This window comes from Planosporangium flavigriseum (assembly GCF_011947225.1).
GTDB lineage: Bacteria > Actinomycetota > Actinomycetes > Mycobacteriales > Micromonosporaceae > Planosporangium > Planosporangium flavigriseum.
Window position 1 is genome coordinate 196,825 of the sequence record NZ_JAATVW010000006.1, and the last position, 21,428, is coordinate 218,252.

The 21,428-nt window shown below is 70.9% G+C and carries 16 protein-coding genes; 8 read left to right on the top strand and 8 right to left on the bottom strand.

Features of this window, described 5'->3' with window-relative positions; translation table 11 throughout:
- The first annotated feature begins 8 nt into the window (after nucleotides 1-8).
- The 7 genes from HC028_RS11725 to HC028_RS11755 all read left to right on the top strand — a co-directional run bounded on the left by HC028_RS11725 (nucleotide 9) and on the right by HC028_RS11755 (nucleotide 12,034).
- Entirely contained in the window at nucleotides 9-2,648 is a 2,640-nt protein-coding gene (locus HC028_RS11725; protein WP_168076377.1) for a sensor histidine kinase, read from the top strand.
- A gap of 25 nt (nucleotides 2,649-2,673) precedes the next feature.
- Nucleotides 2,674-4,623 (top strand): APC family permease, encoded by a 1,950-nt coding sequence (locus HC028_RS11730; protein WP_168076379.1) that lies wholly within the window; start codon nucleotides 2,674-2,676, stop codon nucleotides 4,621-4,623.
- A gap of 308 nt (nucleotides 4,624-4,931) precedes the next feature.
- Nucleotides 4,932-7,490, top strand: coding sequence for a sensor histidine kinase (locus tag HC028_RS11735; protein WP_239075229.1), 2,559 nt, complete (start codon nucleotides 4,932-4,934; stop codon nucleotides 7,488-7,490).
- Nucleotides 7,487-8,617, top strand: a complete 1,131-nt coding sequence (locus HC028_RS11740; RefSeq protein ID WP_239075230.1) for a sensor histidine kinase — start codon at nucleotides 7,487-7,489, stop codon at nucleotides 8,615-8,617. The genes HC028_RS11735 and HC028_RS11740 overlap by 4 nt, the downstream gene beginning before the upstream one ends.
- Nucleotides 8,614-9,288: a response regulator gene (locus tag HC028_RS11745; protein WP_168076381.1), complete on the top strand. Its 675-nt coding sequence runs from the start codon at nucleotides 8,614-8,616 to the stop codon at nucleotides 9,286-9,288. Before HC028_RS11740 ends, HC028_RS11745 begins: the two co-directional genes overlap by 4 nt.
- A gap of 179 nt (nucleotides 9,289-9,467) precedes the next feature.
- Nucleotides 9,468-11,336 (top strand): glycoside hydrolase family 15 protein, encoded by a 1,869-nt coding sequence (locus tag HC028_RS11750; RefSeq protein ID WP_203981117.1) that lies wholly within the window; start codon nucleotides 9,468-9,470, stop codon nucleotides 11,334-11,336.
- 95 nt (nucleotides 11,337-11,431) lie between these two features.
- Nucleotides 11,432-12,034: an Rv1733c family protein gene (locus HC028_RS11755; RefSeq protein WP_168076382.1), complete on the top strand. Its 603-nt coding sequence runs from the start codon at nucleotides 11,432-11,434 to the stop codon at nucleotides 12,032-12,034.
- A 124-nt stretch (nucleotides 12,035-12,158) separates the two neighbouring features.
- Here the strand turns inward: HC028_RS11755 and HC028_RS11760 are convergent, their stop codons facing one another.
- From HC028_RS11760 to HC028_RS27050, 7 genes are all read right to left on the bottom strand, one after another.
- On the bottom strand, nucleotides 12,159-12,824 hold the full coding sequence (locus HC028_RS11760; RefSeq protein WP_168076384.1) for an SRPBCC family protein: 666 nt from the start codon (nucleotides 12,822-12,824) through the stop codon (nucleotides 12,159-12,161).
- Nucleotides 12,814-13,674 (bottom strand): FAD binding domain-containing protein, encoded by an 861-nt coding sequence (locus tag HC028_RS11765; RefSeq protein ID WP_168076386.1) that lies wholly within the window; start codon nucleotides 13,672-13,674, stop codon nucleotides 12,814-12,816. The genes HC028_RS11760 and HC028_RS11765 overlap by 11 nt, the downstream gene beginning before the upstream one ends.
- Complete coding sequence (locus HC028_RS11770; protein ID WP_168076387.1) at nucleotides 13,671-16,031, bottom strand: xanthine dehydrogenase family protein molybdopterin-binding subunit; 2,361 nt, start codon at nucleotides 16,029-16,031, stop codon at nucleotides 13,671-13,673. The genes HC028_RS11765 and HC028_RS11770 overlap by 4 nt, the downstream gene beginning before the upstream one ends.
- Nucleotides 16,032-16,043: 12 nt before the next feature.
- Nucleotides 16,044-16,646, bottom strand: a complete 603-nt coding sequence (locus HC028_RS11775; protein WP_168076388.1) for a (2Fe-2S)-binding protein — start codon at nucleotides 16,644-16,646, stop codon at nucleotides 16,044-16,046.
- A 166-nt stretch (nucleotides 16,647-16,812) separates the two neighbouring features.
- On the bottom strand, nucleotides 16,813-17,946 hold the full coding sequence (locus tag HC028_RS11780; RefSeq protein WP_168076389.1) for an XdhC family protein: 1,134 nt from the start codon (nucleotides 17,944-17,946) through the stop codon (nucleotides 16,813-16,815).
- Nucleotides 17,939-19,039, bottom strand: a complete 1,101-nt coding sequence (locus HC028_RS11785) for a vWA domain-containing protein (protein WP_168076390.1) — start codon at nucleotides 19,037-19,039, stop codon at nucleotides 17,939-17,941. The genes HC028_RS11780 and HC028_RS11785 overlap by 8 nt, the downstream gene beginning before the upstream one ends.
- A gap of 2 nt (nucleotides 19,040-19,041) precedes the next feature.
- Nucleotides 19,042-19,923, bottom strand: a complete 882-nt coding sequence (locus HC028_RS27050) for an AAA family ATPase (protein WP_239075231.1) — start codon at nucleotides 19,921-19,923, stop codon at nucleotides 19,042-19,044.
- 368 nt (nucleotides 19,924-20,291) lie between these two features.
- On the opposite strand from HC028_RS27050, the gene HC028_RS11795 reads away from it, so the two are divergent.
- Nucleotides 20,292-20,435 (top strand): hypothetical protein, encoded by a 144-nt coding sequence (locus tag HC028_RS11795; RefSeq protein WP_168075986.1) that lies wholly within the window; start codon nucleotides 20,292-20,294, stop codon nucleotides 20,433-20,435.
- A gap of 124 nt (nucleotides 20,436-20,559) precedes the next feature.
- Here HC028_RS11795 and HC028_RS11800 read toward each other — a convergent pair whose 3' ends face one another.
- Nucleotides 20,560-21,405: a dienelactone hydrolase family protein gene (locus HC028_RS11800; protein ID WP_168076392.1), complete on the bottom strand. Its 846-nt coding sequence runs from the start codon at nucleotides 21,403-21,405 to the stop codon at nucleotides 20,560-20,562.
- Between the last annotated feature and the right edge of the window lie 23 nt (nucleotides 21,406-21,428).

The window sequence follows — 21,428 nt, forward strand, 5'->3', positions numbered from 1 at the left end:
AGGACGGGATGGCGCGCGGACAGCTTCGCGTCTACCTCGGGGCTGCGCCCGGCGTGGGCAAGACGTACAAGATGCTGGAAGAGGGGCGGCGCCGCCATGACCGCGGCACCGACGTCGTCATCGGGTTCGTCGAGACGTACGGCCGGCGGGTGGTCGAAACGCTCCTCCGCAACGGTTTGGAGGTCGTGCCGCGTAAGGAGATGGCCTACCGCGGCGCCACTTTCACCGAGATGGACCTCGACGCCGTCCTCGCCCGCAGCCCGCAGGTCGCCCTGATCGACGAGTTGGCCCACACGAACGTCCCCGGCAGCGGTAACGCCAAGCGGTGGCAGGACATCGAGCAGTTGCTCGAGGCCGGCATCACGGTCGTCACCACCCTGAACATCCAGCACCTGGACTCGCTCAACGACGTCATCCAGGAGATCACCGGCGTGGTGCAGCGCGAGACCGTGCCGGACGAGGTCGTGCGCCGCGCCGAGCAGATCGAACTGGTCGATATGACCCCGGAGGCGCTGCGACGGCGGATGGTGCACGGCAACATCTACCAGCCGGACAAGATCGACGCGGCGCTGGGCAACTACTTCCGGGTCGGCAACCTCACCGCCCTGCGCGAACTGGCGCTGCTGTGGCTGGCGAACAAGGTCGACGACCAGTTGGACCGCTACCGCGCCGGCCATCACATCGACCAGACCTGGGAGACCTGCGAACGGGTCGTCGTTGCGCTGACCGGAGGCTCCGAGGGCGACACGGTGGTCCGGCGGGCCGGGCGGATCGCCGCGCGTACCAAAGGGGCCGAACTGCGGGCCGTGCACGTCGCGCGTAGCGACGGGCTGGCCGGTGCCGACCCGGCGCACCTGGCTCGCCAGCGGGTGCTGGTCGAGAGCCTCGGCGGGACCTACCACCAGGTCGTCGGCAGCGATGTCCCGGCCGCGCTGCTGGAGTTCGCCCGCGGGGTCAACGCCACCCAACTCGTCCTCGGTACGAGTCGCCGCGGCCGGCTCGCGCAGATCTTCTCGCCGGGCGTCGGCGTCACCACCGCTGCCGAATCCGGCCACATCGACGTGCACCTGGTCAGCCACGAGGAGGCGAAGCGCGGCCGGCAGCCGGTGCGGATCACCGCCGGGCTGACCCGCGGTCGCCAGCTCGCCGGGCTGGCCCTCGCGGTGGTGGGGCTGCCGCTGCTGACCCTGCTGCTGGATCGGGTGCGCGCCGACCTGTCGATGGCCGGTGAGATCCTGTCCTACCTGCTCGCTGTCTTGGCGGTCGGGCTCGTCGGAGGCATCCTCCCGTCCCTGTTCGCGGCCGCGCTGGGTGCCCTTCTGGTCGACTGGTACTTCATCCCACCGCTGCACCAGTTGGCCATCGCCCGACTCGGGGACCGGTTGGGATTGTTCATCTTCCTGCTGGCCGCGGTCGCGGTCAGCACCGTCGTCCAGTTGGCGGCGCGGCGGACGGGGGAGGCGGCCCACGCCCGGGCCCAGGCCGAGACGCTGACCACGGTCGCGGGCAGCGTCCTGCGCGGCGAGCGCCCGTTGCCGGCCCTGCTCGAACAGGTCGGTGAGACCTTTTCACTGGCCAGCGTCACGCTGCTGGAGCTGACCCCGGACGCGCCGCACGGTCCGGAGCAACGCCACGACCCCGCGGCCTGGCGGATCGCCGCGTACGTCGGCGGGCCGCCGGCTGCCACCCCCAGTGAGGGTGACACGGACGTGCCGATCATCGGCGGCCTCTCGCTCGTCCTGCGTGGGCGCCCGCTCGACGCCGCAGACCGGCGCGTCGTGGAGGCGTTCGCCGCGCAGGCGGCGCTCGCGCTGCGGCAGGAGCGGCTGGCCGAGCAGGCAGGCGCGGCCACCGTGCTGTCGGAGGTGGACCGCATGCGCAGCGCGCTGCTCGGCGCGGTCAGCCGTGATCTGCGGACCCCGCTGTCGGCGGTGAAGGACGCCGTCGCGAGTCTGCGCAGCCACGAGGTGGCCGCCGACGACGAGGACCGGGCCGTACTGCTGACCACCGCCGACGTATCTATCGACCGTCTCGGCCGGATGGTCGAGAACCTGCTCGACATGAGCCGGTTGCAGGCCGGAGCGCTCGCGATGCGCCTGCAGCTGGTCAGCGTCGACGAGACGCTGCCGCGCGCGGTCCAGGCCCTTGGGGAGGCGGGGCGCAGCGTCGGTCTCGAGGTTCCCGACGACGTACCCGAGCTGTACGCCGACCCTGCCCTGCTGGAGCGAGTCCTGGTCAACCTGATCGCCAACGCCGTACGGTTCAGCCCCGCCGGGCGGCCGCCGACCGTCTCCGTCAGCGAGCACGGTGGCCAGGTCGAGGTACGGGTGATCGACCACGGCCCCGGCATCCTGATCGCCGACAGGGAGAAGGTCTTCCTGCCCTTCCAGCAGTGGGACGGTGGCGAGCACGAGACCGGCGCCGGGCTCGGCCTGGCGCTGTCGCGGGGCTTCACCCAGGCGATGGGCGGCGATCTCACCCCCGAGACCACTGCCGGGGGAGGCTTGACGATGACGCTCAGCCTGCCCGCTGCCGACTTGGACGCGGTGGGCAAGCCACCGCCCGATATCGACGTCCAGCGGGCCGACCCGGCCATCCTCGACCGGATCGACAGTTGGACGGTGCGCGATGAGGGTAGCGGGCCATGAGCGCCCCCGAGGATCGGACCGAGCGATGAGCCAGGTGGTAGTCGACGCCGTACCGGTCGAACGCCGGCCAGGGCTGAGGGGGTGGCTGCTCGACGATCTCCAGCAGGACCACGCACCCGTGCCGGGCCCGCACATCAGGCCGGGGAGGGTCGTGGGTCGGCCGTGGTGGCAGGTGATGTGCCTGACCGGCCTGGACTACTTCTCCACGCTCGGCTACCAGCCGGGCATCGCGGTCCTCGCCGCCGGCGCGGTGGCGCCGATCGCCACCGTACTGCTCGTCGCGCTGACCCTGTTCGGCGCGCTGCCGGTGTACCGGTGGGTGGCCCGGGAGAGCCCGCACGGCCAGGGCTCGATCGCGATGCTGGAACGCATCCTGCCGAAATGGCACGGCAAGCTGTTCGTCCTCGTGCTGCTGGGCTTCGCGGCCACCGACTTCATCATCACGATCACCCTGTCGGCGGCCGATGCGACCGCCCACGTGCTGGAGAACCCGTACGCGCCGGCTGCGCTGCACGGCCATCAGATGGGCGTGACGCTGGTCCTGCTCGCGCTGCTGGGCGCGGTGTTCCTGAAGGGGTTCCGGGAAGCGATCACCATCGCGGTTGTCCTCGTCGGGGTGTATCTGACGCTCAACGCCGTCGTGGTCGGCGCCGCGCTGACCCACATCGCCAGCACCCCGCACGTGGTGGCGGACTGGCGTCACACGCTGTTGACGCAGTACCCCAGCCCGCTGGCCATGGCGGCGGTGGCGCTGCTGGTGTTCCCGAGGCTGGCGCTGGGCCTGTCCGGGTTCGAGACCGGGGTGGCGGTCATGCCCCTGATCCGCGCCCGCCCTGGCGAGATCGAAGACCGGATCCGGGGCGCGCACCGGTTGCTGACCACGGCAGCGCTGATCATGAGCGGCTTCCTGATCGCCAGCAGCATCGCGACGACGCTGCTGATTCCGCGGCATGAGTTCAATCCGGGTGGCCGGGCCTACGGCCGGGCGCTGGCGTACCTTGCGCACGAGTACCTGGGCAGCATCTTCGGCACCGTCTATGACGTCAGCACCGTGCTGATCCTGTGGTTCGCCGGCGCCTCGGCCATGGCCGGGCTGCTCAACCTGATACCCCGGTACCTGCCCCGCTACGGCATGGCGCCGGAGTGGACCCGCGCGCTGCGGCCGCTGGTGCTGGTCCTGACGACCATCGCGTTCCTGGTGACGTATGTGTTCCGGGCGGACGTGAACGCGCAGGGCGGCGCGTACGCGACGGGTGTCCTCGTGCTGATCACGTCCGCGGCCGTCGCGGTGACCCTGTCGGTCCGCCGTCGCCGGCACCACCGGCTGACCGTCGCGTTCGGCCTCGTGACCCTCATCTTCGTGTACACCACGATCGCCAACATCATCGAGCGCCCGGACGGTGTGAAGATCGCCTCGCTGTTCATCGCCGGCATCATCACGTTCTCGGTGCTGTCGCGGATCCTGCGCGCCACCGAACTGCGCGCCACCGGCGTGGAGATGGACGACCTTGCCCGGCAGTTCATCGAGGACGCGGCGGCGTACGGAGAGATCCACCTCATCGCCAACGAGCCGGACGCCCGGGACGAGGCGGAGTACCGGGAAAAGGAGGCTGAGGAGCGGCGCGACCACCACATCCCCGAAGAGGCTCCGGTGCTGTTCGTCGAGGTCCAGGTCACCGACCCGTCCGAGTTCGAAGCGCCCCTGCGGGTACGGGGGGAGGAGCGGTACGGGTACCGGATCCTGCGGGTCGAAGGTACGTCCATCGCCAACGCGATCGCGGCGCTGATGCTGGCCGTCCGCGACATGACCGGCAAGACCCCGCACATCTACTTCAACTGGACCGAGGGCAACCCCCTGGTCTTCCTGCTGCGCTACCTGCTCTTCGGTGCGGGCGAGATCGCCCCGCTCACCAGGGAGATCCTGCGGGAGGCCGAGCCCGACTACCGGCGCCGGCCGATGGTGCACGTCGGGTAGCGGGCGTCATCCCACGTGCACCAGTGGGCGCCGTAGGCGGCCGCCGATGTCGACCACCGCCAGCCGGGTGGCTGTGTGAGGTGGCTGACGTCAGCCGTTAAGAATGCGTCAAGATAGCGCCAGCGGTCGCCGAGACGTTGTAGAGAAGGCCTGGTCGAGGCCTGCGACGGGCACCTCGCGCGGGCAATCCGTGGGTCCTTTTAACGCCTTTTAACGCCTTTTCACGGCCTTGACCGCCGGAGGGGTGCCAATCCCCGCTGCGAGTTGATCGGTAGCTGACCGGGTAGCCCCGAGGAGAGGAGGCATCGGTGGCGACGCGGGGACAACTGCGCGTGTACCTCGGGGCTGCCCCTGGGGTGGGCAAAACGTACCGGATGCTGGAGGAGGGCCGCCGGCGGCGCGACCGGGGTACCGACGTGTTGGTCGGCTTCGCCGAGTGCCATGGCCGGCGCTTGACCGAAGCCCTCCTGGCAGGTCTGGAGGTCGTGCCGCGTAAGCAGATGAGCTATCGCGGCGCCTCGTTCACCGAGATGGATCTGGCCGCGGTCCTGGCCCGCCGCCCCCGGGTGGCGCTGGTGGACGAGCTGGCCCACACCAACGTGCCCGGCAGCGGCAACGTCAAGCGCTGGCAGGACATCGAGCAGCTGCTCGACGCCGGCATCGACGTGATTACCACGGTCAACATCCAGCACCTGGAGTCCCTCAACGACGTCGTCGAGAAGGTCACCGGCGTGATCCAGCGCGAGACCGTACCCGACGAGATCGTGCGGCGGGCCGAGCAGATCGAGCTGGTCGACATGGCCCCCGAGGCGCTCCGCAAACGGATGGAGCACGGCAACGTCTATCCGCCGGAGAAGATCGATGCTGCGCTGGGCAACTACTTCCGGCTGGGTAACCTCACGGCACTGCGCGAACTGGCGCTGTTCTGGGTCGCCGGCAAGGTCGACGAGCAGCTCGACCGCTACCGCGCCGACCACCACATCACCACGACCTGGGAGACGCGTGAACGGGTCGTGGTCGCGCTGACCGGGGGCCCCGAGGGCGAGACGCTGATCCGGCGGGCCGGACGCATCGCCGCCCGTACGAAGGGGGCCGACCTGATGGCGGTGCACGTGGCGCGCAGCGACGGCCTCGCCGGCGGCGACCCCGCGATCCTGGCCCGCCAGCGGGTCCTGGTCGAGAGCCTGGGCGGCACCTATCACCAGGTCGTCGGCACCAACGTCCCCACCGCGCTGCTGGAGTTCGCCCGCGGGGTCAACGCCACCCAGCTCGTCCTCGGCGCGAGCCGACGCGGCCGGCTCGCGCAGATCTTCGCGCCCGGGGTCGGGGTCACCACCACGGCCGAGTCGGGCTCGATCGACGTACACCTCGTCACCCACGAGGAGGTCAATCGTGGCCGGCGGCGGGTGAGCCCCGCCCGAGGGTTACCGGCGGCGCGCCGACTGGCCGGGTTGGTGTCAGCGGCGGTCGGACTGCCGCTGCTGACCGTGGCGTTGACGCAGGCCCGGGAACACTTCTCGCTGCCCAACAACATCCTGCTGTACCTGGTCGCGGTGGTCGGCGTGGCGCTGGTCGGCGGGCTGTACCCGGCGCTGTTCGCGGCGGTCGCCGGCTTCCTCCTACTCAACTGGTACTTCACTCCGCCCATCCACCAGTTGACCGTCGCCGAGGGCGAGAACATCCTCGCGTTGGGCGTCTTCCTGCTGGTCGCTGTGGCGGTCAGCGCGGTGGTGGATCTGGCCGCCAGGCGTACCGGCGAGGCGGCGCGGGCGCGCGCCGAGGCCGAGACGCTGTCCACCCTCGCCGGCAGCGTGCTGCGCGGAGAGCGCCCTCTGCCGGCCCTCCTCGAACAGGTCCGCGAGACGTTCGGCCTCGCAGCCGTGACCCTCCTGGAGCGCAGACCCGATGTCGCGCCCGGTGCCGAACGTCGCCGCTCCCCGCATGCCTGGCGCATCGCCGCCTCGGTAGGGGGAACGCCCAGTACCGCCCCGTCCGACGGCGACGTCGCGGTGTCCATCGGCGACGACCTGACGCTCGTCCTGCGCGGGCGGCCGCTGCACGCGGCCGACCAGCGGGTGGTCGAGGCGTTCGCCGCCCAGGCCGCGGTCGCGCTGCGCCAGGAGCGGCTGACCGAGCAGGCCGCCGCCGTCGGTTCCCTCGCCGAGGTGGACCGGATGCGGACGGCCCTGCTCAGCGCGGTCAGCCACGACCTGCGTACCCCGCTCGCGTCCGCCACCGCCGCGGTCACCAGCCTGCGCAGCCCCGATGTCGCGTTCAGCGCCGCCGACCGGGACGAACTGCTCGCGACCGCCGAGGAGTCCATGCAGCGGCTGGCGCGACTGGTGGAGAACGTGCTCGACATGAGCCGGCTGCAGGCCGGTGCGCTGGTAATGCACCTGCACCTCATCAGCGTCGCCGAGGTGATCCCCCGGGCGATCGACGATCTGGGCGAGGCCGCCCGCGACGTACGCGTGCAGGTCGCCGAGGAGGTGTCCGAGGTGTACGTCGACCCGGCCCTGCTCGAACGGGTCCTGGTCAACCTGATCTCGAACGCGCTGCGCTACAGCCCGGCCGGCCGGCCCCCGCTGATCACGGTCAGCGAGCACGGCGGCCAGGTGGAGGCGCGCATCATCGACCACGGTCCCGGCCTTCCGGTGACCGAGCGGGAAAGGGTCTTCCTGCCCTTCCAACGCCTGGGCGACCGGGACAACGGGACCGGAGTGGGTCTCGGCCTCGCCCTGTCCCGGGGGCTCGCCGAAGCCATGGGCGGCAGCCTCCTGCCGGAGACCACCCCCGGCGGTGGCCTGACCATGACGCTGAGCCTGCGCGCTCATCGGGCCGCCTGCCTGGACGGAGCCCGCCGGTGAGCCGCATCCTCGTCGTCGACGACGTACCGGTTCCAGCCGTAGGCCACCGCCCAGCACGGATCTCGCGGATGGACAATGCGAACGTGCATGGAGACGGCGGCGGTATCCGCGTTCACCGGATGGTGCGGCGGGGATGGTTGGGCGGCGCGGTCGCGATCGTCGGCCTCGTCGGCGTCACCGCCGCGCTGCTTCCGATGCGCGGTGGCCTGTCCCTGGCCGGCGTGACCATGCTCTACCTGGTTCCGGTCGTGGCGGCCGCGGTTGCCGGCGGCGTGTGGCCGGCGTTGGTGACCGCAGTCGCCGCCGATCTGCTGCTCAACTTCTGCTTCGTCCCGCCGTACCGCACCCTCGCGGTGGAGAGCCCCGGCAACGTCATCGTCCTGGTCGTGTACGTGCTCGTCGCGGCCACCGTCGCGCTCGCCGTCGATGTGGCCGCCCGGGCCAGGCAACTGGCCGAGGTCGACCGGCTGCGCTCAGCGCTACTCGACGCGGTCGGCCACGACCTGCGCACACCCTTGGCCGGTATCAAGGCCGCGGTGTCCAGCCTGCGGCAACCGGACGTGACCTGGGCCCCCGACGACCAGGCCCAGCTGTTGGCCACCGTCGAGGAGTCCACCAACCACCTCGTCGACCTCGTGGAGAATCTGCTGTCGCTGAGCCGGCTGCGGGCCGGGGTGCTGTCGGCCGATCCGCGGCCGGTGGCCCTCGACGCCGTCGTGGCCGAGGCGGTGCTGCATGTCCCCGGGCACGACCAGGTCGAGGTGGACGTACCGGATGACCTGCCGTTGGCGGTGGCAGATCCCGGGCTGCTGCAACGCGTCGTGGCCAACCTGCTGGCCAACGCCGTCACCGCGAGCCCCGGAGGTACCCCGATTCAACTGCGCGGCCGCGCCGCGGACCACCAGCTCCGGCTGGAGGTGATCGACCACGGCCCCGGCCTGCCGGCACCCGACCGCGAGCGGGTCTTCACCCCGTTCCAGCGCCTGGACGACAGCTCCAGCATGGGGCTCGGGCTCGGGCTGGCCATCGCCCGGGGCTTCACCGAGGCGATGCACGGCACCCTGACCCCGTCCGACACCCCGGGCGGTGGCCTCACGATGACCGTCACCCTCCCGGAGGCGCGATGACCCGCATCCTGCTCGTCGACGACGACCAGGGCCTGTTACGGGCCCTGCGGGTCAACCTCAGCGCCCGCGGCTACGAGGTACACACCGCCGCCGACGCCGCCACCGGCCTGGCCACGGCCAGCCGCCAACCACCCGCGCTGGCCATTGTCGATCTCGGGCTGCCCGACATGGACGGCATCCGGGTCGTGGAGGGTCTCCGGGGCTGGACGACTGTTCCGATCATCGTGCTGTCCGCCCGGCACGCAGAATCCGCGAAGGTCGCCGCGCTCGACGCCGGCGCCGACGACTACGTCATGAAGCCGTTCGGCATGGACGAACTCCTCGCCCGGGTACGCGCGGCGCTGCGCCGCAGCGCGCCCGGTATCGAAGCACCCGTGATAACCACCGCCGCGTTCACCATCGACCTGGCGGCCAAACGGGTCATCGGCCCGGCGGGCACGATCCGGCTGACCCCCACCGAGTGGCACCTGCTCGAGATCATCGCCCGCCACCCGGACAAGCTCGTCACCCAGAAGCAGTTGCTCCGCGAGGTCTGGGGACCGCACTACGAGACCGAGGCCAACTACCTGCGGGTGCACTTCGCCAACCTGCGCCGCAAGCTCGAGCCCGACCCGGCCCGACCGCGCTACCTCATCACCGAACCCGGTATCGGGTACCGCTTCACCGCTTGATCGTGGACCCGCGCGGTGCGCGGGCCGCACGTTGACGCAGGACGTTTCGGCACCGCAGAAATGGTGAGGTCCTGTCTGAACAGCGGAAAGGCAGTGCGGTCGCCGGGGGGAAGCGCGTGTACGACGCCGCAGTAGACGAACTGATCGCACCCCTACCCTTTGCCCGCCGTGAAACCGGGTTGCAGTCCCCGTTCCCCCCGATCGAGGACTATGGCTTCCTGTCCGACTGCGAGACGACCGCCCTCGTCGCGCCGAGTGGAAACGTCGAGTGGCTGTGCGTACCGCGGATCGACTCGCCGAGCGTGTTCGCCGCGATGCTGGACCGGGACGCCGGCGGGTTCCGGTTGGGCCCGGCGGACATCGTGGTGCCGGCCGACCGCCGGTACCTGCCCGGTACGAGCGTGCTGGAGACGAGCTGGGGTACCCCGACCGGTTGGATCATCGTGCGGGACGTGCTGCTCATGGGGCCGTGGCACCACGAGGAGGAGCTGTCCCACACCCACCGCCGGGCCCCCACCGACTACGACGCCGACCACGTGCTGCTGCGCACGGTCCGCTGCGTGACCGGCGAGGTGCAGGTGACGCTGGAGTGCGAGCCGGTGTTCGACTACGGCCGGCGCGGGGCACGGTGGGCGTACACGAACCACGTCTACCACCAGGGCGTCGCCCGCGCCGCCGGGACCGATCTGGAACTGGCGTTGACCACGGACATGCGCATCGGGTTCGAGGGCGGCCGGGCCACCGCGCGCACGCTGCTCAAGGAGGGCGACACCCGGTTCTGCGCGCTGACCTGGACCGAACATCCGCCGCCGTACACGTACGGCGAGGCGCAGGCGCGGCTGACCTGGACCGCGCACCACTGGCAGCACTGGCTGGCCCGCGGCAACTTCCCCGACCACCGCTTCCGCAACTATCTCGAGCGCAGCGCGCTCACCCTCAAGGGGCTCACCTTCGCGCCCACCGGGGCCCTCGCCGCCGCGGCGACCACCTCGCTTCCCGAGACGCCGGGCGGTGAGCGCAACTGGGACTACCGGTACAGCTGGATCCGGGACGCCTCGTGGGCCCTGTGGGGCCTGTACACCCTGGGCTTCGAATGGGAGGCCAACGACTTCTTCTACTTCATCGCCGACGTGGCAGAGCGGGACCTCGACCTTCAGATCATGTACGGGGTCGGCGGCGAGCGGGACCTCGACGAGGAGATCCTGGACCACCTGAGTGGCTACGAGGGGGCCCGCCCGGTCCGGATCGGCAACGCCGCGTACCAGCACCGCCAGAACGACGTGTGGGGCGCGGTGCTCGACGCCGTCTACCTGCACACCAAGTCTCGCGACCGGCTCGACGAGCGGATCTGGCGGATCCTCAAACGGCAGGTGGAGAACGCGATCACGCACTGGAAGGAGCCCGACCGCGGTATCTGGGAGATCCGGGGCGAGCCCAAGCACTTCACCTCCTCGAAGGTCATGTGCTGGGTGGCGGTCGACCGCGGCGTACGCCTGGCCCGCATCCGCGGGGATCTCGTGCTCGCCGCGCGCTGGCGGAAGGTCGCGAACGAGATCCACGCGGACATCTGCGCCCACGCCGTCGACGAACGCGGCGTCTTCACCGCCCACTACGACACCGACGCCCTGGACGCCTCGGTCCTTCTCATTCCGCTGATGGGGTTCCTGCCCCCGGACGATCCACGGGTGCGGGCCACCGTCATGGCGGTCGCCGACGAGCTCAGCGTCGACGAGATGGTGCTGCGTTACCAGCCGGGGAAGACCGACGAGGGGTTCGAGGACGTGACCGAGGAGGGTACGTTCACGATCTGCTCGTTCTGGCTGGTGTCCGCGTTCACCCTGATCGGGGAGCACGTGCGGGCCCGGCGGCTGTGCCAGAAACTGCTGTCGTTCGCCGGCCCGCTGGGACTGTACGCCGAGGAGATCGACCCGCGAAGCGGCCGCCACCTCGGCAACTTCCCGCAGGCGTTCACCCACCTGGCCCTGATCAACGCGGTGATCCACGTGATCGACGTCGAGCAGCGCGAAGGTCCCTCGCTGTTTCCCTGACGGTGAACCCGGGGTATCGGGTCCGCGAATCTGGGTAGACGCTGCCTAGGTGCGGCATACCCCTGGAGATCGTCATGTCGCTGGCTGCCCGAATTATGCGGAGCATTGGTCTGGATCACAACCCGCTGCGCCGGACCATCGATCGTGTCGAAGCGTGGATCACCGTCGCGCTCGTCGTCGCGTTCATGGTCGTCGTGCCGGCCACCATCTGGTTGACCGGGCGGGCGGCGTACTCCGCCGGCGTGCACACCGAACAGGTCGAGCGGGCGCAGCGGTACCGAGCGGAGGCGGTGCTGTTGGCCGATCCCGGCTCCGACACGACCGCCGATAACCCACCCGCGCACCGCGGGGCCGCGCCCATGCGGAGCGGAACGAGCACCGGGGTGCGTACGTCGGCGCGCTGGACGGGCGCCGACGGTCGGGAGCATCGCGGCAACGTCCTGGCCGACGAGCGCGCCCGGGCGGGCCAGTGGATGCCGGTGTGGACGGACAGCCGCGGCGACCTGACGGACCCGCCGCAGCAGCGGGTGCAGACCTACATCAACGCCGTCGCGGCCGCGATCCTCGCCGGGGTCGGAGCGGTCGGCCTCGCCGGGGTCATCCACGTGCTCGTGCACAGGGCTCTCGACGTACGCCGGATGGCCCAGTGGGAGGCCGCGTGGTGGCAGTTCGAGCCGCGCTGGACGGGCCGGTCGTAGGAGATCGTGCGCCCCGCGCCGTGCGGGTGTCGCGCGCAAGATCCGCGCAGTTTGGGCAAAACTGCGGCCTCCCGTCGCGGAATAGCAGCAACTTGGCCCAAACTGCGCGGATCTTGTCGATTCGTTAACTGCTCAGCCAGCGGACGATCACCCACGTGAGCGCCCCCAGCGCCACCAGCCCGACGGCGTACCCCGCCATCCGGCGCCCCGCCGCGGTGCTGCCGGTGAGCTTGAGCAGGTCGATGGGCTCGGCCGGAACGGGCGCTGGTTGCGCCGCCGGGGCCGGTAGAGTGGCAGCCGCCGGTTCGGCAGTAGCGGCCGGTTCGGCGGCGGCAGGTGGCGTCCGTTCTTCGGCGAGCGTGCGGGCGAGGCAGTCGGCGAACTGCCCGATGAGCTTCCCGCCGACGTCGGCGATCATGCCCCGGCCGAACTGCGCCGGCCGCCCGGTCACGGTCAGGTCGGTACCGACGTCGACCCGGGTCGCGTCGCCGTCCGCCGCCAGCACCGCGGTCACCGTCGCGGCCGCGGTACCGGCCGATCTGGCGTCCTTGCCGCTGGCCTCGATGACGACCCGGCGGCCCGCCTCGTCGCGTTCGGCGAAGCGGCCCTTCCCTTGGTACGTCAGCGAGATCGGGCCGAGCTTGACCTTGACGGTCCCGGTGAACGTGTCACCGTCCACCCCGGTGAGCGTGGCGCCCGGCATGCACGGCGCGATCCGGGGCAGGTCGAGAAGGACCTCCCAGGCCTTCTCGACCGGCACCGGAACCGTGAAGCTGTGGTCAAGCCGCATGAGCCTGCCCCACCGCAGCCATGATCGCCCGCTCCGTGAGCACGCGAGCCAGGTGGCTGCGGTACTCGGCGGATGCGGACAGATCCCCACTCGGCTGGGTGCCTTCGGCCGCGGCCGCGGCCGCGGCCCGCACCGCCTCGAGCGACGCGTCAGCCCCGGTGAGTGCTGACTCCACCGCGGTGGCACGGACCGGGGTGCTGCCCATGTTGGTCAGCGCGATCCGCGCCTCGGCGATGGTGCCGTTGTCCCGGCGTACCGCCGCCGCGACCCCGACGAGGGCCCAGCCCTGGGCCATCCGATTGAACTTCTCGTAATGGGTCGACCAGCCCTCGCGTTTCGGTACCCGTACGGACACGAGCACCTCACCGGGCTCCAAGGCCGGCGTGAAGTAGTCGACGAAGAAGTCCGCCGCGGCGATCTCACGCCGGCCGCCCGGACCCGCGACCTCCATCGACGCGTCCAGGGCGACCACGACGGCGGGCAGATCGCCGGCGGGGTCGGCGTGGGCGAGTGAGCCGCCGAGGGTGCCCCGGTGGCGTACCTGCCGGTCGGCGACGGTCGCCGTGGCCTGGGCCAGCAGCGGCGCGTACTGGTTGACCAGCGGATCGCCGAGCACCGCGGCGTGGGTGGTCATGGCGCCGATGACCAGATGGTCGCCATCGGAACGGACCCCGCGCAGGTCGGAGATCCGGTCCAGGTCGACCAGGAGGGTCGGCGCCGCCAGCCGTAGCCGCAGCATCGGGATGAGGCTCTGGCCGCCGGCGAGGACCTTCGCGTCCTCGTCGCCGAGCGCCTGCACCGCTTCTTCCACTGTGGAGGGACAGCTGTAGTCCACCGCTGCCGGGATCATGCGACACCTCCGTTGAGAGCCCGCCACACCCGCTCCGGAGTGCAGGGCATCGGAATATCCCGCACCCCGTACGGGCGCAGCGCGTCGACGATCGCGTTGACCACCGCCGGGGTGGAGGCGATCGTTCCGGCCTCGCCGACGCCCTTGGTGCCGAGCGGGTGTCCCGGCGCCGGGGTCTCCGTACGGTCGGTCACGATGTCGGTCAGGTCGGCCGCGCTGGGCAGCGTGTAGTCGACGAACGTGCCCGACAGCAGGTTGCCGTCGTCGTCGTAGACGGCCTCCTCGAACAGGGCCTGGGCGACGCCCTGAGCCACGCCGCCGTGCACCTGGCCCTCCACGATCAGCGGGTTGATGACCCGGCCCACGTCGTCGACGGCCACGTACCTGCGTATCGACACCCGCCCGGTCTGCGTGTCGATCTCGACCGCGCACAGGTGGGTGCCGTGCGGGTACGAGAAGTTGTCCGGGTCGTAGACCGCGTCGGCGTCGAGGTTCGGCTCGATCCCGTCGGGCAGGTCGTGCGCGGCGAAGACGGCGAGGGCGCAGTCGGCGAGGCTTTTGCCGCCGTCGGGGTTGCCGCGCACCCGGAACTGGCCACCGGCGAACTCCAGGTCGGCCGGGTCGCATTCGAGCACGTGCGCGGCGATCGGCTTGGCCTTGTCGATCACCTTCTGGCAGGCGTTGTACAGCGCGATCCCGCCCACGGCGAGAGACCGTGAACCGTAGGTGTCCAGGCCCTTGTGCGAGGTACGGGTGTCGCCGTGCAGCACTTCGACGTCATCGAACGCCACCCCCAACTGGTCGGCGACGATCTGGCTCCACGCCGTCTCGTGGCCCTGCCCGTGCGGGGACGTGCCGGTGATGACCTCGACCTTGCCGGTGGGCAGCATCCGGATGCTCGCCGTCTCCCAGCCGCCGGCGCCGTAGCGCAGGCTGCCGAGCACGCGGGACGGCGCGAGGCCGCACATCTCCGTGTACGTGGAGACGCCGATGCCGAGCTGTACCGGATCGCCGGACTCCCGCCGCGCCGCCTGTTCCCGGCGGAGGTCGTCGTACCCGAGCAGTTCCAGCGCCTTGTCGGTGGCGGCGGAGTAGTCACCCGAGTCGTAGGTCAGCCCGGCGACCGTGGTGAACGGGAACTCGTCGGCGTTGATCCAGTTGCGCCGCCGTACCTCGATCGGATCGAGGCCGACCTCCACGGCCAGCTCGTCCATGATCCGTTCGATCGCATACGTGGCCTCGGGCCGGCCGGCGCCCCGGTACGCGTCGGTGAACACGGTGTTGGTGAACACCCCGGTGCACTCGAACCGGTACGCCGGGAACTTGTAGATCGCGTTGTACATGAACGCTCCCAGGATCGGCACGCCCGGCGTGACCAGCCCGAGGTAGGCGCCCATGTTGGCCAGCAGCTTCACCCGCAGGCCGAGGACCGTGCCGTCGCGGCGGGCGGCAAGTTCGACGTCCTGGATCATGTCGCGGCCGTGGTGGGCGGCCATCAGGCTGTCCGATCGCGACTCGGTGTACTTGACCGGCTTGCCCAGCCGCTTCGCGGCCACGAACGCGATCAGCTCCTCCGGCGTGACCTGCAGCTTCCCGCCGAACCCGCCGCCGACGTCCGGGGCGACCACGCGGACCTTGTGCTCCGGGGTTCCGGTCACGACCGACACCAGGAAGCGCAGGATGTGCGGGATCTGGGTGGCGGACCAGATTGTGTACTGGTCGCCGGTCGGGTCGACGACGACGCTGCGCGGCTCCATGAACGCCGGGATCAGCCGCTGTTGCCGGTACCGTCGCTTGATGACGACCTCGGCGCCGTCGAAGGCGGCGCCGACCGCGCCGCCGCTGCCGGCCTCGGCAGAGTCGAAGATCCAGGTGTACGAGCGGTTGGTGCCCTTGTCCAAGTGCACCAGATCGGCATCCTCGGTCAGCGCGGCCTCCAGGTCGAGCACCACGGGCAGCGACTCGTAGTCGACGTCGATGGCGGCGAGGGCGTCGAGCGCCGCCGCCCGCGACCGGGCCACGACGACCGCGACCGGTTCGCCGACGTGGCGTACCTCGTCAACGGCGAGCGGCGGGTGGTCCGGGTGCACCATGTCCTCGGTCACCGGCCACGCGCACGGCAGGCTGCCCTGGACGTCGGCGACGTCTCGGCCGCTGAACGCCGTGACCACGCCGGGCTCGTTCAACGCCGCGCTCGTGTCGACCCGGGTGATCTTCGCATGGGCCACCGGCGAGCGCAGGATCGCCAGGTGCAGCATGCCGGGTAGGACGACGTTCTCGGTCCACATTGTGCGGCCGGTGATCAGCCGGGCGTCCTCCTTGCGGCGCCGTGGCGAGCCGACTTCGGTAATGGTCATCGGTTACCTCCTCTAAGGCACCGGGTGGGGGACGGCTTCTTCGGGTACCCGATCGGGCGGCAGCCCGCCGTCCGGGGTAGCCGCGTCGACGGCCTCGGGAGTGGGCGGCGCCGGCTCCGCGGACTCGCCGCCGGACCGGATGGCGCTTGCCGCGTCCCGGACGGCCCGCACGATGTTCTGGTAGCCCGTACACCGGCACAGGTTGCCCTCGAGGCCCTCGCGGATCTCGGTGTCGGTGGGGTCGGGGTTCTCGCTGAGCAGGTCGACCGCTGCCATGATCATGCCGGGCGTGCAGTACCCGCACTGCAGGGCGTGCCGTTCGTGGAAGGACCGCTGTACCGGGTGGAGCGTGTTGTCCGGGCCGGACAGGCCCTCGATGGTCGTGATGTCCCGGCCGTCGGCCTGGACCGCGAGGACGGTACAGCTCTTCACACCGACCGGCTTGCCGTCGGGGCCGGACATCAGCACGGTGCAGGCGCCGCAGTTGCTGGTGTCGCAGCCGACGACGGTGCCGACCTTGCCGAGCTGTTCGCGCAGATGATGGACGAGAAGGGTACGGGGTTCGACGTCGTCGTCGTAACGAACGCCGTCGACCCTGAGGCTGATCCTGGTCAACGGATCTCTCCCGCCGTTCGAGGGGCGTAAGGGAGCGCGCACGCTTCGGCGCCATCGCCGCGTGCGCGCCCTCCTTTCGCTGCCGGCCTCGGACGTCGAAGGTGATCGTTACGCGCTGGCCTAAGCCAATATCTTCGCGCGGTCCGCCGCAAGACCCATATCGAAATCAGTCGGTCGAATCGTGGTGGATGCGGCCGTCCAGGATGCTCAGCCGCTCACCGCTGCCGCCCCAGCGCGCTGCGATGATCTCCGCGGCGATGCTGACCGCGGTCTCTTCCGGAGTACGCGCGCCGAGGTCCAGTCCGACGGGGGAGGCGAGCCGCGCCAACTCGTCGTCGGTGAGGCCGGCCTCCCGCAGGCGCGCCAGCCGGTCGTCGTGGGTACGCCGCGAGCCCATCGCGCCGACGTACGCCAGCGGCAGCCGCAGCGCGACCTCCAACACGGGCCCGTCGAACTTCGGGTCGTGGGTGAGCACGCAGACCACTGTGCGCTCGTCGATCTTCCCCGCCTCGACCTGCGCCGTCAGGTACCGGTGCGGCCAGTCCACCACGACCTCGTCGGCGTCGGGGAAGCGGCGGTTCGTGGCGAACACCGGTCGCGCGTCGCACACGGTGACGTGGTAGCCGAGGAAGCCGCCGATGCGGGCCACGGCGGCGGCGAAGTCGATCGCCCCGAACACGATCATCCGCGGCTTCGGCGCGTAGCCGGCGACGAAGAGCGTGAGGTCGTCGCCGCGGCGCTGCCCGTCGTACCCGTACCGCAGCAGCCCGGTACGGCCGGCGGCGAGCATGCCGCGGGCGTCGTCGGTCGCGGCGTCGTCCAGCCGGGCGCTGCCGAGCGTGCCCTCGGTCCGGTCGGTCCACACGATCAGTCGCCGGCCCAGCCGGTCAGCCGAATCGTCGTCGCCCGCGCTGACACACGTCACGACCGCGACCGGCTTGCCGGTCCGGATGGCCTCGGCCACCGAACCCAACTCCGGGAACGACTCCCGGTCGACCCGCTCGACGAAGACGTCGATGATGCCGCCGCAGGTCAGCCCGACCGCGAACGCGTCGTCGTCGGAGACCCCGTACCGCTGCAGCACCGGCGTACCGGCGGCGACGGACTCCTGGGCCAGGTCGTACACGGCACCTTCGACACAGCCGCCGGAGACGCTGCCCACCGCCGAGCCGTCCGGCCCGACCAGCATCACCGCGCCGGCCGGCCGGGGCGACGACCGCCAGGTCCCCACGACCGTACCCATCCCGACCGGTTCACCCGCCTCCCACCAGCGGGTCAGGTCGTCCAGGACGTCACGCACGCGCGATCACTCCCACCAACTCCTCGAGGGCGCCCAGGCTGTGCCCGGCCACGAACTCGTCCAGGTACGGCAGTGCGGCGGCCATCCCGCCCGCCAGCGGCGCGTACCCGGCCTTGCCCCGGTGTGGGTTCACCCACACCAATCGATACGCCAGTCGTGACAGTCGCCGCAACTGTTCGGCGAGGGCGCTCGGGTCACCGCGTTCCCAGCCGTCACTGCACACCACGACGACCGCGCCGCGCGCCGTTCCGCGCTGCCCCCACCGGGTCAGGAAGGCGCGCAGCGAATCGGCCAGGCGGGTGCCGCCGTGCCAGTCCGGGATCGCGGTGCCGGCGGCGCGCAGCGCGGAGTCCGGGTCGCGGTGGCGCAGGGCGCGGGTCACCCAGGTCAGCCGGGTACCGATGGTGAACACCTCGCACGCGGCCGGCCGGCGACGTACCGCGGCGTGCCCGAAGCGCAGCAGCGTCTCCGCGTACGGGGTCATCGACCCGGAGACGTCGAGCAGCAGGACCAGCCGACGGGGCTTGGTCCGGCGTTGCTTTTGCAACAGACGCGTCGGCTCGCCGGCGTTTCGCAGGATGTGGCGTACGGTGCCGTGCGCGTCGATCGCGCCGCGCTGAGCCGGCCGGTGCCGCCGGCTGCGCCGGGGCGCGGTGGCCGGGGCGAGCAGGTCGATCAGGCGGAGCACCTCGGCGCGCTCGGTCGTGGACAGCGCGGCCACGTCCCGGTGCCGGAGCACCTCGACCTGGCTCGCGGACAGCCCGACAATCTGCTCCGCGTCGTCCGCCTCGGTGTCGTCGCCGGGTGGTCCGGACGCGAACGGCACGGCCACCCGTGGGGGACCGGGTCTTGCCGCCGGCTTCGCGCTGGGTTTCTCACCGCCGAAGTACGCGGTGAAGGCGGCGTCGTAGACGGGCAGGTCGTCGGGTTGGCCGCACAGCGTGAGGCGGCCGGCCCAGTAGACATCCTCGATCCCGAGGATGTCTACGGCGCTGACCATCGTCTGTACCCGGTCGGGCGTCGCCGCCGCCACGCCGGCATGGCGCAGCGTACGGGCGAACCCGACGAGCACTCCGGTGGGGTTTGTGCTCATGGCTACGCGTCCAGCAGCGTGGCGAGGCCGGTCGCGCGTACCCGGTCCGCGTCCTCGCGGTACTTCAGCACCGCGCCGAGCGTCGCCGCGGCGATCTCCGGATCGAGCGAGTCGGCGCCCAGCGCCGACAGCGCCGCCGCCCAGTCGATCGACTCGGCCACCCCCGGCGGTTTGATCAGATCGAGCCCGCGCATCCGGCCGGTCGCCGTGGCGACCTGCGCGGCGAGCCGGTCGGTGATCTCCGGCAGCCGGGTACGCAGGATCGTCACCTCCCGCTCGAAGTCGGGGTGCTCGACCCAGTGGTACAGGCAGCGCCGCTTCAGGGCGTCGTGCACCTCGCGGGTGCGGTTGCTGGTGAGCACGGTGAGCGGTGGTTCGGTAGCGGTGATCCGGCCGAGTTCGGGGATCGTGATGGCCGCTTCGGCGAGCACCTCGAGCAGGAACGCCTCGAACTCGTCATCGGCCCGGTCGATCTCGTCGACCAGCAGGACGCAGGGGCTCTGCTCCAGGGCCTGCAACAGAGGACGAGCGATGAGGAACCGCCGGTCGTACAGGCTCGCTTCGTCCGGTCGCTCGCCGCGCGCCTCCATGGCCCGCAGGTGCAGGATCTGGCGGGGAAAGTCCCAGTCGTACAGGGCCTGAGCGACGGCGAGCCCCTCGTAACACTGCAACCGGACGAAGTGAGCGCCCGTTGCCTCGGCGAGCGCCTGCGCGAACGCGGTCTTGCCGACGCCGGCCTCGCCCTCCAGGAACAGTGGCCGGCCCAGCCGCATCGCCAGGAAGCCGGCGGTCGCGAGCCCCTCGTCGGCCAGGTAGCCCTGGGCGGCGAGAGCCCGGGCCAGCTCGACCGGTGAGGCGGGCGATCGTCCGGGGCCGATGGTCACCAGCCCACTATGCGCTGCGATAGGTGGATGCGCTAGATCTTGGTAGTTCGGGAGTTGGGGTGCGGTAGAGAACCCGGCGTACAGGTCGACACGTCCGTCGCACCCCTGGCCGGTACCATTCCGGCCCTCCTGAGCTGCGTGAACGGCTGGCCGTCTCTGGTCGATGTTGGTCGTCGTTGGGCACCGTTTGACGGCCCGGCGACGGCCCAGGCGGCCCGGAGGCGGCCCAGCGGTGATCGGGATGGGATAAGCGGGTCTTGCGTGCTCACTCGATCTCTGCCACCGCGGCGGTGCGCCGTGTCGCAGCATCGGCCGACGGATCCATCGGCGGAGAAGAGTTCGGCGGGTTCTGTGACTGTGAGGTCGTCATGAACGAGGAGCGCAGCGGGGAGGACATCGAGGTCGCTGTCGTCTACGGTGCGGCCCATGTGCCCGCCATCGTGCAGGGACTGATGAACCGGTACGGCTACCGGCCACGTTCCGCTGACTGGCTGACCGCCGCCGACCTGTGACCGGGCCGGCGACGGCGAGCCGTAGCGGTACGGGCCGGGGCCCCGGCTCCGGGCGATTGCGCCCACATCGGCAGAGTCGGGCGGTAGCGGCTGGTGGGCGCGCGGTCGGCGGCATTAGAGTACGTCAATGCGCCTCATGCCCCCTCGGATCGTCGTGGCCGAGCCGTTCGGCAAGGAAGGCCAGGATCTCGTCTCTGGCGCGCAGTGTGGGGTGTCCCTGCTGGTCGACGAGATGGGCTGTGACGACGCTGTGGGGGCAGCCGACGACATCACGGAAGAACGGGGGTGGCTCGGGGTTGGCCGTCTCGCCCGGGATGACGCGTCCGTCGAACGCGTCGCCCAGGAGCGCCTGGTAGGCGGCGAACCGTTGGCCGGTGCACCACCGGTCGTTGTCGAAACGGTAGGCGAGCACCGTCAGTCCATCACGCTGGATGCGCTTGCGCACCATCGCGGCGTCCTCGTCGCTGATCTCCAGTCCGGCGGGGTCGTCCAGTGGCAGCGAGGGATGGTTGACCACAGGCGCGATGACGGCTGGTTCGAGTGTCATGGTGAGCGCGAAGTTGCCGGTGAAGCACAGCCCGATCGCTCCCACGCCGGGCCCGCCGCACTCGGCCAGCGCCGTCCTGGCCAACCCCCGAAGCCAGGCCGTGATCGGGCTTGTGCCGCCACCGGCGAACGCGCGGAACTCGGCGCTGACGCAGGCACGACGGACGACCTTCTCCCCGTCGGCGGTGCTGGGGAAGGCGCCGTCGATACCGAACAGCGACGGAAGGTAGACCGTGAATCCCGCGTCTCGAATCCAGCGCGACAGGCGGACGACGTCTGGGCTGATGCCGGGCATCTCCGGCATCAGCACGACAGCCGGCCCGGACCCGCCGACGTAGACGGTCTTGCTGACGCCCTCGGTGTCGATAAGCCGCGTCGAGAAGTCCGCGAGAGCGTCATCCGCTTGCGGTTCAGTGATCGCCATAGCCGTATCGTCGGGCGGGAGTG

Excerpts from the sequence above, each read along its gene's own strand:
- HC028_RS11800 (WP_168076392.1), bottom strand. The coding sequence starts at position 21,405 with ATGGCGATCACTGAACCGCAAGCGGATGACGCTCTCGCGGACTTCTCG.
- HC028_RS11745 (WP_168076381.1), top strand. The coding sequence starts at position 8,614 with ATGACCCGCATCCTGCTCGTCGACGACGACCAGGGCCTGTTACGGGCC.
- HC028_RS11765 (WP_168076386.1), bottom strand. The coding sequence starts at position 13,674 with ATGATCCCGGCAGCGGTGGACTACAGCTGTCCCTCCACAGTGGAAGAA.
- HC028_RS11755 (WP_168076382.1), top strand. The coding sequence starts at position 11,432 with ATGCGGAGCATTGGTCTGGATCACAACCCGCTGCGCCGGACCATCGAT.
- HC028_RS11730 (WP_168076379.1), top strand. The coding sequence starts at position 2,674 with ATGAGCCAGGTGGTAGTCGACGCCGTACCGGTCGAACGCCGGCCAGGG.
- HC028_RS11770 (WP_168076387.1), bottom strand. The coding sequence starts at position 16,031 with ATGACCATTACCGAAGTCGGCTCGCCACGGCGCCGCAAGGAGGACGCC.
- HC028_RS11795 (WP_168075986.1), top strand. The coding sequence starts at position 20,292 with ATGAACGAGGAGCGCAGCGGGGAGGACATCGAGGTCGCTGTCGTCTAC.
- HC028_RS11760 (WP_168076384.1), bottom strand. The coding sequence starts at position 12,824 with ATGCGGCTTGACCACAGCTTCACGGTTCCGGTGCCGGTCGAGAAGGCC.
- HC028_RS11725 (WP_168076377.1), top strand. The coding sequence starts at position 9 with ATGGCGCGCGGACAGCTTCGCGTCTACCTCGGGGCTGCGCCCGGCGTG.
- HC028_RS11785 (WP_168076390.1), bottom strand. The coding sequence starts at position 19,039 with ATGAGCACAAACCCCACCGGAGTGCTCGTCGGGTTCGCCCGTACGCTG.